General features: G+C 58.7%; 13 protein-coding genes and 2 pseudogenes. All 15 read right to left on the reverse strand.

What is annotated here, in order from left to right:
• A pseudogene (locus XI08_RS15825) lies at positions 1–986 on the reverse strand (IS110 family transposase); the annotation flags it as partial.
• Between the two features lie 237 nt (positions 987–1223).
• Positions 1224–1479, reverse strand: a pseudogene (locus XI08_RS15830) (transposase); the annotation flags it as partial.
• A gap of 260 nt (positions 1480–1739) precedes the next feature.
• Positions 1740–2345: a LabA-like NYN domain-containing protein gene (locus XI08_RS15835; RefSeq protein ID WP_271575090.1), complete on the reverse strand. Its 606-nt coding sequence runs from the start codon at positions 2343–2345 to the stop codon at positions 1740–1742.
• A gap of 190 nt (positions 2346–2535) precedes the next feature.
• A complete protein-coding gene (locus XI08_RS15840; protein WP_271575091.1) occupies positions 2536–3480 on the reverse strand; it encodes a GDP-L-fucose synthase family protein in 945 nt (314 codons plus the stop codon).
• Positions 3481–3484: 4 nt separating this feature from the next.
• Positions 3485–4567: a GDP-mannose 4,6-dehydratase gene (gene gmd / locus XI08_RS15845; RefSeq protein WP_271575092.1), complete on the reverse strand. Its 1083-nt coding sequence runs from the start codon at positions 4565–4567 to the stop codon at positions 3485–3487.
• A gap of 98 nt (positions 4568–4665) precedes the next feature.
• Positions 4666–5448, reverse strand: coding sequence for a glycosyltransferase family 2 protein (locus XI08_RS15850; RefSeq protein ID WP_271575093.1), 783 nt, complete (start codon positions 5446–5448; stop codon positions 4666–4668).
• Positions 5449–5556: 108 nt separating this feature from the next.
• Entirely contained in the window at positions 5557–6042 is a 486-nt protein-coding gene (locus XI08_RS15855) for a GNAT family N-acetyltransferase (protein ID WP_271575094.1), read from the reverse strand.
• Entirely contained in the window at positions 6039–7013 is a 975-nt protein-coding gene (locus tag XI08_RS15860) for a glycosyltransferase family 2 protein (RefSeq protein WP_271575095.1), read from the reverse strand. Before XI08_RS15860 ends, XI08_RS15855 begins: the two co-directional genes overlap by 4 nt.
• 12 nt (positions 7014–7025) lie before the next feature.
• Positions 7026–8009 (reverse strand): glycosyltransferase, encoded by a 984-nt coding sequence (locus XI08_RS15865; protein ID WP_271575096.1) that lies wholly within the window; start codon positions 8007–8009, stop codon positions 7026–7028.
• A gap of 39 nt (positions 8010–8048) precedes the next feature.
• On the reverse strand, positions 8049–9170 hold the full coding sequence (locus tag XI08_RS15870) for a DegT/DnrJ/EryC1/StrS family aminotransferase (protein ID WP_271575097.1): 1122 nt from the start codon (positions 9168–9170) through the stop codon (positions 8049–8051).
• Positions 9171–9239: 69 nt separating this feature from the next.
• Positions 9240–12107: an FkbM family methyltransferase gene (locus XI08_RS15875; protein WP_271575098.1), complete on the reverse strand. Its 2868-nt coding sequence runs from the start codon at positions 12105–12107 to the stop codon at positions 9240–9242.
• Entirely contained in the window at positions 12104–13567 is a 1464-nt protein-coding gene (locus XI08_RS15880; RefSeq protein ID WP_271575099.1) for an ABC transporter ATP-binding protein, read from the reverse strand. Before XI08_RS15880 ends, XI08_RS15875 begins: the two co-directional genes overlap by 4 nt.
• Positions 13564–14442 (reverse strand): FkbM family methyltransferase, encoded by an 879-nt coding sequence (locus XI08_RS15885; protein ID WP_271575100.1) that lies wholly within the window; start codon positions 14440–14442, stop codon positions 13564–13566. Before XI08_RS15885 ends, XI08_RS15880 begins: the two co-directional genes overlap by 4 nt.
• Positions 14442–15221 carry an ABC transporter permease gene (locus tag XI08_RS15890; protein ID WP_271575101.1) on the reverse strand — a complete coding sequence of 260 codons (780 nt, stop codon included), beginning with the start codon at positions 15219–15221 and terminating at the stop codon, positions 14442–14444. The genes XI08_RS15885 and XI08_RS15890 overlap by 1 nt, the downstream gene beginning before the upstream one ends.
• A gap of 4 nt (positions 15222–15225) precedes the next feature.
• Positions 15226–15897 (reverse strand): class I SAM-dependent methyltransferase, encoded by a 672-nt coding sequence (locus tag XI08_RS15895; protein ID WP_271575102.1) that lies wholly within the window; start codon positions 15895–15897, stop codon positions 15226–15228.
• Positions 15898–16035 lie beyond the last annotated feature (138 nt).

Consider the following 16035-nt stretch of genomic DNA (forward strand, 5'->3'; position numbering starts at 1 on the left):
GGAGGTGAAGTGCTTGGCGCTCGGCCATGCCCTCAGATCCGTGCCGCACTCGCCGATGAGCTTCAGCGAGAGGGACGGACCTAACCCATGGATCTCAGTCAAATCGACGCCGAGCATTCCGTACAGCGCGGCCCTGACATCGAAGGTAGGTGTGTTGACCTGCTTGGTCTTAACGCGTGGCTTTGATAACTTTGCGCCCGCTTTGCCCCTTTGTTGCTCAATACGGCGATCAAGGCTTCGAGCTTGCGGTCGCAGTCCAGCATCTTCGCCTGGTAAACGTCGTATAGTTCCAGCGATTGACGGAGGGCGAAGACATGTTCTTCCCGGTCGTTGCCCACCAGTGCCGCGCGGATTGTCTCGGTCGAAGAATGACAACGCACGTCCCGATAGGTTGCCAACACGTCGGGATTGCGCTCGCCTGCAACAACGGCTCGGATAATCCGCATGCCGGTCGCGCCGGTGATATCCGCAACCACGTGATGGAGCTGCAGGTTCATCTCCATCAGGGCCTTCTGCATGTGCTGGATATGCGCGGCGGCATATTCGACCAACCGCTCCCGCTGGCGCAGATAGGCGCGCAGAGTCGCAATCTCGGCATCGGGACGGAAGCTACCGCGTAACAGGCCATAGGAATGAAGCTGGCGTAACCACGCGGCATCGCTGACATCGGTCTTGCGTCCGGGCACATTCTTAGCGTACCGCGCGTTGACTAGGATCACCTCAAACCCGCGCTGTTCCAGGATCTCATAGGCCGGGATCCAATAGACCCCAGTGGATTCCATCGCGACACTGGTCGCGCCGCACGCTTTGAACCAGTCCGCCAGATCATGTAGGTCCTGTGTAAATGTGCCGAACATGCGCACCGGCATGTCAGTGCAGGCTGGGTTCACCGCAGCCATGTGCATCTTTGATCCGATGTCGATGGCGGCCGCGCCGAAATTTACCGGCTTCAACTCCGGGCGGTCACTGGTCGTCGCCTTGGGCATAAACAGGTCCTCCATTCATTGATGAGCAGGAGGGTTTGGGTTATGCCAAATCGTCATCTTCCTAATCGGGATCGCCACCGGAGCGACGTCACCACTCTCAAGTCCGCATGCACCCATGGACCACGTTTTTTAACGGGGACAGTGCCTCCAATAAGCTGACGGCCGCTACCCTCCAAGCGACAAAGGTAGCACAAGGTGTTTCTACCCCGCACAGGCGCGCCACGCCGCTGGACGGTTTTTTAGGATATCCCGCTCGGCCTTCAGCTTGGCGACCACGCGGCGCAGCCGCTCGATCTCCTGCTGCTCCGGCTTCATCTGCCCGTGGCCGGGAAAGGCCTGGCACCGGGTCAGAGCCGAACTCCTTCACCCATTTGCGCAGTACGTTCTCATGAACCCCCAGGTCGCGGCCGGCTTGCGCCACGGACACCCCGCGTTCCCTGACAAGCTTGACCGCTTCGATCTTGAACTCTCGGCTGAACTTCCGTCTCTGCATGACCAACCTCCGGCTTGATAAAACACCCAATCTCGGTGTCCATCAAACCGGCAGCAGCTCATCGTGAGCGCCAGATACGAAGAAGGAAGCGCAAACCCGCTTTGATGTGTCAGTCCCTCAGTGGCTGGTTCGCACCGCTCTCGCTCTCATGGAGCTCGTCTCTTCAATTCAACCGCAATGAGCTTGCGCTGATTGGTTAAACCTGGGCGATCGAAGCTGCGCAAATCGTTTCCCGACGGCGCGGGAAGCCGACACCATTCCTAAACTATGGGCTCTGTGTCGTTGCCACGCACCGGCCCAGTTCGATCCGCGTTTGGTGCTACGACAGAGCGCCTGACGATTACGCGGCCGATCTTCGGTTTGAGTTCGAGCAAGTCGATAAACGCATCGGCCTGACGGCGCAATTCGTGGGCGATCATGGCCGGCTGAGTAGCCGCAGTCGCGACCACGGTTACGTGCACACCTAGCCGCTGGACAGCCATCACCAGCCGGAGGAAATTGCCGTCGCCTGAAAACAGCACGATCCGATCCACATGGCCGGCAAGCTCCATGACATCGACCGCGAGATGGACATCCATACTGCATTTGACTTTGCGCCGGCCGCACGCGTCCGTGAACTCCCTAGTCGGTTTAGTGACGACGGTGAAGCCGTTGTAGTCGAGCCAATCGATCAAGGGGCGTATAGTGGAAGGTTCCGGGCTCTCGGTCGTCCTTGTGTAATAGAAGGCCCGCAGCAGACGCCCGTGACTTTCGAACTGCTTTAGCAGGCGTTTGTGATCGACCTCGAAGCCGAGCGCCCTGGACGTGGCGTACAGATTTAGCCCATCGATGAATAGAGCGATCCTGCTGACCGGATGATCTGCCATAAGTATCCCTCCACTGAGCGAATTCGTGGCTTCGCTCTAAGCTGCCGAGCGGGGTGATCGCTCGGTCAAAGACGACGACCATCGCAAGCTGGTATTCTCGACGACTGAAGGTGGGGTAAGGTCTGCACACGGCGTACCAAGATTATGATGACGCGCTCGTCAGCGTTACGGAATAGCTGGGCGGTCGGACTTAAACCTGCCTCCGGGCCTGCGCTTGCAGAAAGTCAGCATAAGCTTTGGCGATACCCTCTTTGAGGCCGGTCTTGGCGAGCCAACCCAATTCGATCATTCGATCAACATTGAGTAGCTTGCGGGGTGTCCCATCGGGCTTCGTCGGATCGAAGACGATCGATCCTTTGAACCCGATCACCTCGTTGACTGTATGGGCGAGTTCGCCGATCGTGCTATCCTCTCCGGTGCCAATATTGAATATTCCATCGCGGATGTCAGTTCGCTCCATGAGGAATACGCATGCGTCGGCCATGTCGTCGACGTACAGAAATTCGCGTCGCGGCCGTCCCGATCCCCAGACAGGGTAAGTCGCATCCCCCCTCTCCTTCGCCTCGTGGGCCTTACGGATGAGAGCTGGCAGGACGTGGCTATTGTTCAAGTCGTAAGTATCGTTGGGGCCGTACAGGTTCGTGGGCATCACGGAAACGTACTGCGTTCCGTATTGCCGATTGTAACTCTCGCACAGCTTGATCCCCGCAATTTTGGCGATTGCGTAGGGTTCGTTCGTCGGCTCCAATAGCCCGCTGAGCAAGTACTCTTCCTTGATCGGCTGAGCGCAGCCTCGCGGGTAAATGCAACTTGATCCGAGAAACAGGATACGTGTCACGCCGGCCAGCCAGGCCGCATGAATGATGTTCGCCTCGATCATGAGATTCTGATAGATGAATTCCGCGCGATAGTTGTCGTTCGCGTGTATGCCACCGACCTTGGCCGCCGCCAAAAAGATGTACTCGGGCTTCTCTCCCGCAAGAAACTGCGCAACAGCTGCCTGATTGGTCAGATCCAGACGGGACCGCGCGCAGGTTAGCAAGTTTTCATATCCGGATCTTTGGAGCCGCCGGACGATGGCGGAGCCGACCATGCCACGATGTCCGGCGATAAAGATCTTGCTGTATTTGTTCATCGCACTACTCGTGATAATTGAATGCGCTAAATCCGTGCCGCTTGATCAGCTCATCGCGCTGCGCCGCTTTCAGGTCCTCGCCCATCATTTCCTTCACGAGCTCCTTGAAGGAGATCTTTGGCTGCCAACCAAGCTTGGTTCTCGCCTTGGAGGCATCGCCTAGCAAGGTTTGCACTTCAGTCGGCCGGAAATAACGTGGATCGACCGCGACGATGCAGTTGCCGGCGGCATCGTAACCTTTCTCGTTTACGCCCGACCCTTTCCAGTTGATCCGCAAATCGATTTCGTGGGCGGCGGTTTCGACAAACTGGCGCACGCTGTATTGGATACCGGTAGCAATAACGAAATCCTCCGGCTTGTCCTGCTGCAGCATCATCCACTGCATTTCGACATAATCCTTTGCATGGCCCCAATCGCGCTTGGCGTCGAGGTTACCAAGGTACAAGCAATCCTGAAGGCCCAGGTTGATGCGAGCCAGGCCGCGCGTAATCTTGCGCGTCACGAATGTCTCGCCGCGCAGCGGGCTCTCGTGGTTGAACAGAACGCCGTTGCAGGCGTACATGTCGTAAGCCTCACGGTAGTTCACCGTTATCCAGTAGGCGTAGAGCTTCGCCACGGCATAAGGGCTGCGCGGATAGAACGGCGTTGTTTCCTTCTGCGGGATCTCCTGAACGAGACCATAAAGTTCGGACGTGCTGGCCTGATAAAAGCGTGTCTTCCTTTCCAGACCGAGGATGCGAATGGCCTCAAGCACGCGCAGGGTTCCCAGCGCGTCGGAATTGGCGGTGTATTCCGGCTCTTCGAAACTCACGGCGACGTGGCTTTGCGCGGCCAGATTGTAGATCTCATCGGGCTGCACTTGCTGAACGATACGCACCAGAGAGGACGAGTCGGTCATGTCACCATGGTGAAGAATGAAGTGGCGGTTTTTCTCGTGGGGATCCTGGTAGAGATGGTCGATCCGGTCGGTGTTGAAGAGCGAGGTCCGGCGCTTGATGCCATGCACTTCATAGCCCTTGGAGAGGAGTAGCTCCGCCAGGTACGCGCCATCCTGGCCGGTAACGCCCGTGATCAGTGCCTTTTTCATTTTTGAGTAGTCCTTGTTTGCGTAATCTTCGAATATTGCTTGCTGTCTGCTCGGCTTTCAGCGATAGGATGCGGCCCGCCTGGAAGCGCGAATTCGGTTCACGTCAAGCGTGAGCACCACTCGCGCCCGATATGGCGAAGCACGTAGGGAAATACGGCAAGTCTCAGCTCGGCTGCTGACGGGACATAGCCCAGGCAACGCGCGCGAATTCTGTTCATCTCGACGAGGCCAAGGTCCTTTTGAGCTGTCGTCTTCTGGTCGGGATGCACACGGAAAGCGCCAATAAACCGTGGCAGGTGGCAGAAACGCGCCCCGAATTCCCGGAACCGCACCAGCAATTCCCAGTCCATCGCAAACTCAAAGGAGTCGTCGAGATGCGATCCAACGCGCTCCCAGAGACGTCGCCGCCAGAAGATCGTCTCTTGGGGAATGTAATCGACCCATGAGAGTATCCGGTCTGAATGACTCGGAAGCATCCAGCGGCCGATCTCTCGGCTGTCGCGGTCCACTACAATCCGGTCGCCATAGACCACGTCCACATCGGGGTGCAGGGCGAAGAAACGAGCGACGAATTGGAGCGCACCCGGAAGCAGAAAATCGTCGCCATTGAGCCAGCCGAGAATGTCGCCCGATGCGAGGGCAAAGCCCTTATTGAGCGCATCTGATTGCCCATTATCCTTTTTGCTCTCGTAATGGCTCAAATACTTGCGGTAGACCGCGATAGTTTCAGTCGTACCATCTGTCGACCCCCCATCGATGATGATGTATTCCATAGGCGCGACGTTTTGGCTGAGCACGCTCTCGATGGCCTGGGCAACAAACGGGACCTGGTTCAGGACGGGTGTGACTATGGAAATGGAGAGCGGGCTTATGTAGTCCACTCCGGTCGCTGGCGGTCGAATCGGCCGTGGCGGATAGGCCTGGAGCTGGCCAAGCCGAAAGCCGCTTACTTGACGAAGGATCGTCTTCCACTCTGGTACGATAGGCATTTAATGCGCGCCCGAGGACTCGTGCGACAGATCAAGAATCCCAACCAGCTGATCCGTCTCGCGACGATCGGAAAAGCGGTAGCCGAGCGACACGTACAATCTTTGGGCTGAGATGTTGTCCGGATAGACTTTGAGGCGGATCTGCTTGGCGCCCGATAGCCGAGCGGTCAGATGGAGGTGCTCCATCAGAAGCCGTGCCGCGCCGCTCCCCCGGAGTTCGGGTACGACATAGATGCCAAGGCTTGGAACGGCGAAGCCCTCATCCCAACCTCGCAGCAATCCATAGGCCAAAAGCCGATCGTCCGCCCGAAGCGCCAGATATCTATCGTTTCCGCGGTAGCTGCAGATGCGCGCGGCTTCGGCTTGCGTGAATGGATGCGGGTGAAAACGACTGCTGCGCTGATCGGCAGCGATCACGGCAAAGAGCTCGGCCAGCAACGTGGCATGACCTGGTCGCAGATGAACGATTTCAAGGCTGACCGTCATGCCGCGACCTTTGTCCCGCCGATCGCCTTGCGCAGACCGCGCCAGCAATCACCGATTGTCAGCCTGTCGCCAACGAGAGGGCCCGATTTTGCGATCGTCTCACGAAACAGTCCGCGCAGGCAATAAGACGGCCGGCGTATGTTCAGCCATAGCCAAACGGCTTTGAAATAGAGCAGGCGATAGACCATGTGGTGCGTGTCGCCATAGTGATCGCCGTGCAGCGTTTGGTAGAGATTGTCACTGATGGCCTGCACGAAGTACGGTGAGACCCGCCCAAAATGCTTGACCTGCACTGCCGCGACTTCAGCCAGGAGTTCGAGCGTCTGCCCCGCCGACTTGGTCGTCGCATACCAGCGGTTACCCGAGATGTCGACGTCGCATGCGGCAAACCGACAACCCGCAAGCGCAAGGCGTGTCCATAGGTCGTAGTCCATGCAAAACTTCAGCGCGCGGTTTATTCCGCCCGCCTTCGTGTAAGCAGACTTGCGGAAGAATATCGAAGGCTGCGCAACATAGCCTTTCTCGAACATTTGGCCGGCTACGTCGATTGTCGGACCGACAGGAATTGTTGGGTAAGGCCTAGGATTATTGCCATCCTCATCCATGTAATGGCCGTTGCCGACGACGACCTCCACCTCAGGGTTACGCGCGACGACCTCGTTAACCGCCCAAAGCGCGCGATTGCACTGAACGTCATCTGAGTTCAGCCAGGTGATCCACCCCTCGCGCGCCCGTGCGAATCCCTTGGCAATCGCGTCCGATTGGCCAAAATCCCGCTCGCTGATCCAGGTGATGCGGTCACCGTAGCGCTTCAGGCGTTCGACAGTGTCATCCGTCGAGCCTCCGTCCATCACCAGGATATCGAGTGCCGGATAGTCCTGCTCCAGCAGACTGGTTATTGTGTCATCGATAAAGCGGCCCTGATTGTACGATGGGACAACGACCGTAATCGGAATCTCTGTCTTCTCCATCAGCACGTCTCCTTAGGCAGCTATGCGGCGAACCTGGGCCGCCCACGTCCTGACACTCCGCATGGATCGTGACGCGAGCCGTGGCGACCAACGTAGATTCATGACCATCCAGTGCCACCGCGCCATGAGCTGTACCTTTCGGCTTGCTGAGGGCGCTGCGCCGCGCGCCCACGCCGCACCGTGCTCGATCGTGTATGCGTATTTGAAGGCCCAGCTAAAGGGCACGACGCCGTAATATTGATGCACGGTCTCGCAGATCCCGCGCAGCAACTTTCGATTCGCATTGGCGGTGATTGCGTCGTCATGCAGTCGCGACAATGAAAAATAGTCATCGCAAAAGTAGAACGGCACATTCTCCTGCCAACGCATCCAGAGCTCATAGTCGAGGATCTTGGAACCGAGCGCGCCACATAGCGTTACGGCGATGCGTTTGAAAAACAGCGACGGCTGCGGCACGAGACAGAAATGCATCATGCGTCGGCGCTGCTCGGACAGCAGCGGACTCCAATCGACCGGGTAATCAATGACGGGGTTCAGATCCCGGTCTGCGTACCGGTTGCGGCCGTACACGACCATTGCCATTTGATTGTAGTGAAAGAAGGTTGCGACCTTCCAGAACGTGTCGGTTAGATAGACATCGTCCGAATTGATCCAGGCGATTATTTCAGCCGTCGTATTGGCAATGCCCTTGTTGACACCGTGATGATGTCCTCCATCCGGCCGGCTGTCGTAGCGAACAAGGCCGGGATGAACTCGGGCGTATTCTTCCAGAATAGTGACGGATCCATCGGACGATCCGCCGTCGGCGACGAAGATTTCCAGCTTGGGGTAGCCCTGTGCGAGAACGGACTCTAGCGTCTCCCGCAGGAACTTCGCCTGATTGAACGAGGGAACAACTACCGCGAAGCCTGGCAGCTCTGCGCGCGGCAGACTGCGGACATGCGCGATCTGCTCTGGTTTCGGGTTGAATGCGAGGCTGCGCTCGAGGTCATTCATCATCGAATTCCGGTATCGGGTTTCTGTCTCACGCGCGGACTATGCTGAGCGACGCACCAGGTCGGTGATTGCCGCGCAGATCTCGTCGATTTCCTCATCCCGAAGACCCGTGTAGGTCGGAAAATTGATCCCATGCGCCGAGAGGAATTCCGTATTGGGAAGCTTCTCGCCGGACGCGTACATCGGCAGGTGATGCATGGGCACAAAGAATGGCCGCGTCTCAATGCCGTAATCTCGGGCGAGGTGACGCATGATGGTCTCCCGGCGCTTTTCCCCGCCGGCTGTCAGGACCGCCGAGAATAGCCAGTAGGTCCCCTCATAACCTGCGATCTGCGCCGGCAGCTGCAGGAGGCCCTCCACTTCGAGCGGGTGAAGCCGCTCCGCATACCGCTTGGCGATCCGCCGGCGTTCGCCGAGATGAAAATCGAGCATCTCGATCTGACCAAGACCGATTGCTCCCGCAATGTTGGTCATTCGGTAGTTGTAGCCCAAGATGGGATGCCAGTACCTGCGCTCGAGATCCATTCCTTGACCACGCAGCATCTTGGCGTGACGGCGACGCGCAGGATCACGGACGTGGACTGCGCCACCCTCTCCCGTCGAAATGGTTTTATTCCCATAGAAACTAAACGTCGCCGCGTCGCCGAAACTACCCGCTGGTCTGCCGAACACCTTCGCGCCGAGGCTTTCAGCACAATCCTCAAGCAGCCACGCGCCACGATCCCGGCACAGTTCTGCAATTTGCGCGACGTCCGTTGGCAGTCCGTATAAATGAACCGCCAAGACGCCGGCGGTGCGCGGTGTCCAGGCCCGCTCGATGAATTCGGCGGTGGCGTTCCAGGTTTTCAGATCGCAATCAACGAACACCGGAGTTGCGCCGCAGTAGCGAACGGCATTGGCCGAAGCGACATAGGTCAGCGAAGGAACAATGACCTCCTCGCCGGCACGCAATCCAAGCGCAAGACACGCCAGGTGAAGCGCGGTCGTTCCGTTACTCGCGGAAAGACACTCGTCAACCTGTAACGTCTTCGCGATCGCGTGCTCGAACTTCTGGAGATACGCGCCGTTGCTGGAGATCCAGCCGGAATCGATCGCGTCGATGACGTAACGCCGTTCGTTACCGCACAAAACCGGCTTGGAGACCTGGAATCGAATGTTCATTCAATTTACTTCTTAAAGTCGCTGCTGAATCATCAAACCGAAAACACGCACCGCATCCCGAAAGAGCGGTCACCCAGGCTGTGCCGCCGCCACACACGCGTTGAATCGTTCACTTCTCTCCCCGCGTGCATAGTCGTAAGCGCCAGCCAGACCCGCGATGTACTTCTCGATGTCATGATCCCGGCCTGCCTTCGCGTGCGCGCGCTCGGCGTGCGTCTGGCGATCGTCGGGATCACCGAGCCATCGCAGCATCTTGGCCGCGATGTCCTCGACATCGAACGGGTCGAAGAGCAGGCCAGCGCCGCCGCGCGTCAGTTCAGGTAACGACGTGACGTTCGAGCACATCGCAGGCACACCGAGCACTTGAGCCTCGATGACAGGATAGCTTGAGGCTTCGAACGTCGAGGGCATCACGCAATAGAGAGAGCCCTTATAAATTGCCGCGAGATGATCGACCGGAACGTGGTCAAGGCAAATGACATCCGCGCCGAGGCCCAGCTGTTCGATGGTTGCTTGCACGGCCGGCCAGCCGGAATGCCCGCGGTAACCGGTAAAGACCAGCTTCAGATCGACATTGGGACACTTGTCGCGCACAATCCGCAGCGCTTGAACAAGCCTCGCATGATTTTTGTGCGGCCAGAACTGCGCCGGATATATCGCGTAAGTCGATGGTAGCTTGTACAGCGAGATCGCATCCTGGACGCTGAAGCCATCAAGGCCCGCGATCACTCTCGGATCCCAGGTGACCGGCACCGTAAAGACCTTGGCGGCCGGCACCCTCATCTGGTTGATGAGATCGTTCCGGACGAAGTCGGAGGACACGACGATCGCATCCGCAAGGGACGCCGAGAGGCCGTACAGCCTGTTGCGGGCTTCGATATCCGACGGGGAGAAGTTCTCGGGAAAATGAAGGTGCTGCAGGTCGTGCAGGTTCAGGACGGAAGGAACACGGAAGTCAAGGACAGAGAAGATCTGAACAGGACTGTGGAGAATATCCACGCCGATATCTTCGCGCAGCCGCGAGAACGTCGCCATCGAAGTCGTTGCGCTCAATCGTCGGGTGCGGCTGAGGAGCCGGTTCGACACATCGATCGCCAACCCGATCGCGGCACTCCTGCGCATCACGAAGTAGCCGACCCTGGCACCAAACACCTTGCGCAGTGGCGCAACCTGGTCTGGCAGGCAAATGAGCGTAACGCGCCGCCCCCCCTCCAGCAGCGCACTGGTCAGCATCTTCATATAGGTCTCGACGCCGCCAGAGACGCCAAAGACGATCTCGAGCGTGTCAATCGCCACGTGCAAGCCGTTTCCGGTCGCTTCGGCGGGAACGTAATCGCCGTAGGCCGGCACCGTATGCCGGCGCCGCGCGCGCAGATCGGCAAGCCCGCGCAGCACCGCCTTTCCGTTGAGGTTGCGGATCGCCGCCAGCTCGATAACCTGGTCCTTGGCAAGCAGCTTATGGGACTGAATCGTGTTCTCGAGCGAGGCACGCTCAAGATCCACGTTCAGGCGTTCGATGACCTGCGACTTTTCTGCGCGGTCGGCTTCGACAGCCCTAAGCTCGGTCTCCAGGCGCTGCGTTGCCTGAAGAACCTTGTCGCGGGCTTCCAAAATAGCCAGCCGGTCGGTCTTGAGTTCGGCGACTTCTCGGTCAAGGCGCTCGATAGTGGCTTCCTTTTCGGTCCGGTCGGCGCCGATGGTACGCAGTTCACTCCGCAAACGCGTATTGGTCTCCAGCAACTTCTCGCGTGCCTCGGTCGAGGCCTGGCACTCACCCGCCAACTCGGTCACTTGCTGAGCGAGCCTCGCGATCACGTCCGCCTTGTTGGCTTGATCCGCCTCAACCGACCGTAGCTGGCTTTCCACGCTTTGGTTGACACTTAGAATCGTCTCGCGCTCATCGAGCAGCTGCTGGCGGCTTGTTCTAAGCTCGGACAGTTCCGCAGCGAGCCCCTCAAGATTGACAGCCTTTGCAGCACGATCTTCATCAACGGCTCGCAATTCCTCCGCGAGCCGCTCATTCGCCTCCAGAACGTCTTCACGCTCTTTCGCCAGCGCCATTTGGCTGCTCTGCAGGTTCGCGAGCTCTCGTTCGACACGTTCAAGGACGCTGGCCTTTTCGGTCCGGTCGCCTTCGACCGCACGCAGCTCACCCACGAGACGCCGATTGGTGTTTAGGACGTCTTCTCGCTCCTGCAGCAACACCTGATGGGCACGCTTGAGCTCATGAACTTCCGCAAGCTCAACTCCATCATGAACACATGGCGGGAGGGAAAGGCGCTTTCGCAGACCTGCATCCTCCCTCCGCAGATAGAAGCGGCTGAGACCGTCGTACCAGGCAAGCTCATAGTCAGCCGCAAGTATGGCTGGCTCCCAGTCATCCCAGTTGCGGATCCTGTCGATCTGATCCCAGTCCTCGATTTTGACGGACGGCAACGTCGCTTCGATAACAAGCACGCGTGGCCGGCGCGTCCTCAAATCAAGACCGCGGAGCACCGTTTCTTCGAACCCCTCGACGTCAATCTTCAAGAAGTCGATCACCCGGTCTCCGCAGCCAGCGATCACCTCTTCAAGCGTCACGACCGGTACTTCGTAGGAAATGACTTCGTACCCGGCGCGTTGCAGCTCCCCGGCTTGCGTTTCATTGGCCGTCGACAGAGACGTAAGCTGTTTACACTCGTAGAAACGCAACCGCCCGGCCAAGTCGGCCACTGCGACGTTGAGATTCCGATCACGCGGCCTTTCTTCCGCGAACAGCTGAAATTGCCGCGAGACCGGCTCGATATTGATGCCCGTCCAGCCTAGGTCGTAAAAATGTCTCGTCACCGAATGACGGGTCGGATCCCAGGCACCCACATCGATGTAGAATCCGCTCGCCTGGCCCTGGAAGAGCCTGGCGAGAATCACATCCTCGAAGTTTTGGCTGTAGGAGATCATCTGGGTGACTTTTCAGGGCGCGCAGCCTGAGGCACGAGCGACAGCTGTTGCACGCTCGGCAGGTCGGCAACGCCGTAATGGCTAAACAGACATGGATTACCCTGATGCCGGTGGATCACGGAAATGGCAGCCATTGCGCTAATGTGAGACAGCAGCTGAATATGCGGCGCTATCTCCGAAGGAAGGCAGGCGCGGCGACGGTCGAACATCGCCTTCGGCAACTCGGCAAGCCCCGATTCGAGCGTGTACTCGCCGACATCGATATCGAGCTTGATGTCGTGCACGCAGCGAAGCCTCGTACCCGTCGTATCAATCGCTTCAGGTGGCGTATCGAACTGCAGTGAATTGCGGCCATGGACCAGAACGCCTTTTGCGTTGATTAGCTGGACACCGACCAAAGGCACCTGGACCGGCTGATCCACGAGAAACTCAACGTAGATCCGCAACCATTCGCCTTGCTGGAAGACCCGGCGCGCTTTGCCGTTGCGGTCTGCGATGACCGCCCTGACCGCCTTTGCAGTTGATCGCCCGAACTGCTCGACCGCGCTGAGATCAAGTATCGCGGTAGGATTGGCCTGAAACGGATCCCACTCTTCCTTCAACTTCGTTGCCAGGGCCGCGTCGCCCGGGACGCCCCTCTCTCGCACTTCGTGGAACTCTTCCCTGTACTGACCGGTGGGCGTTCCATATTCGTGATGGAAGTAGTATTCGACCGCTTCCTTGCCCCTTCCTTCAAAGACCTTTCGTCCCTGCGAAAGAACCACGCCACGATTGCAGAACTCGGCGGCGTCCGCCATCGAGTGCGTAACAAGCAGAACCGTCATTCCGCGCTCGCGAAGCTCGTTCAATCGCGCGTAACATTTCTGCTGAAAGAACACGTCGCCGACAGCCAACGCCTCGTCCACGAGCAAGAGGTCTGGTTCTGCATGTATGGCGACGCTGAATGCCAGGCGCAGGAACATTCCGCTCGAGTATGTCTTGACCGGACGATCGATATATTCACCGATCTCGGCAAACGTAATGATCTCCTCAATGCGGTCGCGCATCTGACGCTCGGTTAAGCCGAGAATCGCGCCGTTGATGAACACGTTTTCCCGTCCGGAGAATTCCGGATTGAAGCCGCTGCCCAACTCCAGCAAGCCGGCGATACGCCCCGACGTCTGCACCGAACCGCTCGTTGGCTTGAGGACGCCCGCCAAAATCTGGAGGAGCGTGCTTTTGCCGGCGCCATTTCGCCCAATGACAGCCAACGCATCACCCGGCAGAAGATCGAAACTTACGCCGCTGAGTGCCTCATACGCCGGCGGCTGCTTCAGCAAGGATCCGAACAATGCCCGCGCCAATAGGTGGCCGGGGCCACGATGCAAGTGATATCGTTTGCTGAGTGCCCGCACCTGCACGATGGGAATGCCCGCGCTCACTTTTGCCCGGGCAGCATCAACGCCCGCGAGAATGTTCATGCCAACACCCCATGAGCAGCCAACACAGAGCGAAACCTCGTGGCTAGGTCAGCGGTCTCGGCGTCTCGACAGCGTCCCAGGCAAGCCATGGCCATGTCCGAGGCCCCGTAGACAGCCTCCGTTATCCAGGCGAGGCGGACCAGTTCGCGGCTGGCTAGCTGGTCGAGCCGACGCAAAGACGGCACAAAGACAGCGTCTGCCCAGAGCGTTTGTGACGGCGCCCGTCCGACCGCGTAACCGCCGTGCGTCATCCGCCGACCTTCGGGATTATGGAAATGATGGAACATGAATCCCCGATGGCGCAGAAAGATCTCGCATTCGGAGAACAACGGCTGGTCACGGTAGATCTGGAGAAACTCAGTCTCCGCATGCACGACAAGCGTCCGCTCGAGCAGCCGCTCGGCGTTTCGAAGCGCAAGGAGCGTCCCGCCCTGGATGTCAAGTTTCAGGAAGTCTGCGGCCGACACTCCCTCGATATCGTCCAGACGCACGGTCGATATCGGGATCTCCTCCGTCACCTCGCACATCTCCGCCAGCCCCTCAAAGTGGACAAGCAGCTGTCCATTGGGCCGGAGCAGGGACGAGGTGAGGGGCGCTCGACAGACGTAAAACGAGGCTTGGGCGCCATCACCAATTGCGTACGGAAAGAAGCGGCGCTTGCCCGACCATTTCTCATTGAGCCGGGCACACTCGACGCGATTGGGCTCGAAGCCAACAACCGCCGCACCTTTGCCGGCAAGCAGCGGCGCGTAAACGTCCGCGTCGCCCGAACCGTGAGCGCCGACATCGACGACCGTGCAGTCCTCAATGAACGGCGCGAACAGCGCGGCGAGCGCGCGCAAATAGTCCTGTCCGCGCTCAGAAGCAGCCGTCATCACAGCACATCGGCGAATGAGCGCCGCGTTCGCTGGAAGAAGGCGAATGTCGCGAACGCAAAGAGAAAGCAAGCCAGCGAGTGGCTGACCCATTCGCCTGGCGTTGTCACCTCGCCGTCCACAACTGCGTTTCTGAACGCAGTCGCAAACCACGTCACCGGATTCAGTTCGACCACCTTGGCAAACGCCGGTGGAACCGCGGAGGCTGGATAGCAAACCGGCGCCAGGAACATCAGCAACTGCGCCAGCAGGGGGCTCAATTGCGACAGGTCCCGAAAGAACACGCCAAGGGTTGCGAAGAGGAATGCGACACCGAGGCCAAGCGCCGCCAACGGCACGAATATCAGCGGCAGCATCAGGACGGTTGGGGGCACGTCAGCCCAGAGGATTCCGACGGCGGCAACGAGGATTAGCGCGTTGATTGCGGCCAGCACGAGCGCGCTATTGACGACCACCACCGGAAGCAGAGAAAGCGGAAAGCGAACTTTCTTCACGAAGTTCGACGCGGACGTGATGCATGACGCAGAACGTGTCATGACCTCCGCGATAAAGAGGTAAGGCACCAGTCCGGCAAAGATCATCAGCGCGCCCTCGTTCGGACGACCCTCCGTGCCCGCCGACCAGCGCACGTTCAGGACGAGCGAGAACACGAACGTAAACATCGATAACAGCAGGCCCGCATACAGAAACGGCCACAAGACACCCAAAACCGTGCCACGGTAGCGCTGAGACAGGTCTCTTCGCGTCAACATGAACCCAAGCCAAAACGTCTGCGTCATATCCCTATTCCTTCGTTTGGATACTGAGCAGGCCGCCAGCAAGCATTGCGCTCTTTAGAGGCGTCCGAGAGGCGACGAAGATGCTGCGATAAAGCCTTGTGGCATTGGCCGGAGCACGATCAAGCCAATTGATCGGAAACTCATCGTGCCAGGGCTGGGTGCGGGGCACGTAAACGTAAGGAAAGAGGCGCTTCAGAGAGTTGAAGAGCAAAAGACGGGTCGGCCGGCAGCCAAGGCCGTTCGCGGCCTGCGTCGGATCGTTCACGTCCTCAGGGACCGTATTGATCGTCTCTTCGGCTCCAAAGGAGACGCATGTTTCGAGTAGAAGCATGTCTTTCGTCAGTGACGCGATCCGCGTCAGCGCCGAAAGCGGGTCTGAAAGGTGATACAGGATCCCATAGGCATAGACGATATCGTGCGCAGGCAGATCGGCTGGAAGGTCGCGTTCGACATCCACCATGCGTGCGGTAACCTTTGGGAAGCGCGCTCGCAAATGCGCGAGATTCGGCTCCCGAGCATCGGTTGCGGTTACTTCGCAGCCGCGATCGAGGAAGAAGCTCGTATGATCGCCAATGCCGGCGCCGAGCTCGAGAACCGTCCGGCCAGCTATAGGCAGCATTAAGCTGGCAAGGTGCTCTTGCCGCCTCCGGTTGTGCCGTTGATAGGCATCGTGCATGAAGAATTCTATGGACATAGAGAGCGCGCGCGTGATGACCGTCGCCGGCAGATGGTTCTGCCCGCCGATCCGGTGCCGAAGGCCCCCTTCCCCTACCCAAAGAAAAACCGCTCATCCATATCCCAAATGGGACTGTTC

This window comes from Bradyrhizobium sp. CCBAU 11361, assembly GCF_028128935.1.
In the GTDB taxonomy this organism is placed as follows: domain Bacteria; phylum Pseudomonadota; class Alphaproteobacteria; order Rhizobiales; family Xanthobacteraceae; genus Bradyrhizobium; species Bradyrhizobium niftali.

Coding starts and splice junctions, on each gene's coding strand:
- XI08_RS15885 (WP_271575100.1), bottom strand. CDS start 14,442: ATGACGGCTGCTTCTGAGCGCGGACAGGACTATTTGCGCGCGCTCGCC.
- XI08_RS15890 (WP_271575101.1), bottom strand. CDS start 15,221: ATGACGCAGACGTTTTGGCTTGGGTTCATGTTGACGCGAAGAGACCTG.
- XI08_RS15870 (WP_271575097.1), bottom strand. CDS start 9,170: ATGAACATTCGATTCCAGGTCTCCAAGCCGGTTTTGTGCGGTAACGAA.
- gmd (WP_271575092.1), bottom strand. CDS start 4,567: ATGAAAAAGGCACTGATCACGGGCGTTACCGGCCAGGATGGCGCGTAC.
- XI08_RS15860 (WP_271575095.1), bottom strand. CDS start 7,013: ATGGAGAAGACAGAGATTCCGATTACGGTCGTTGTCCCATCGTACAAT.
- XI08_RS15875 (WP_271575098.1), bottom strand. CDS start 12,107: ATGATCTCCTACAGCCAAAACTTCGAGGATGTGATTCTCGCCAGGCTC.
- XI08_RS15855 (WP_271575094.1), bottom strand. CDS start 6,042: ATGACGGTCAGCCTTGAAATCGTTCATCTGCGACCAGGTCATGCCACG.
- XI08_RS15895 (WP_271575102.1), bottom strand. CDS start 15,897: ATGCACGATGCCTATCAACGGCACAACCGGAGGCGGCAAGAGCACCTT.
- XI08_RS15835 (WP_271575090.1), bottom strand. CDS start 2,345: ATGGCAGATCATCCGGTCAGCAGGATCGCTCTATTCATCGATGGGCTA.
- XI08_RS15865 (WP_271575096.1), bottom strand. CDS start 8,009: ATGAATGACCTCGAGCGCAGCCTCGCATTCAACCCGAAACCAGAGCAG.
- XI08_RS15840 (WP_271575091.1), bottom strand. CDS start 3,480: ATGAACAAATACAGCAAGATCTTTATCGCCGGACATCGTGGCATGGTC.
- XI08_RS15880 (WP_271575099.1), bottom strand. CDS start 13,567: ATGAACATTCTCGCGGGCGTTGATGCTGCCCGGGCAAAAGTGAGCGCG.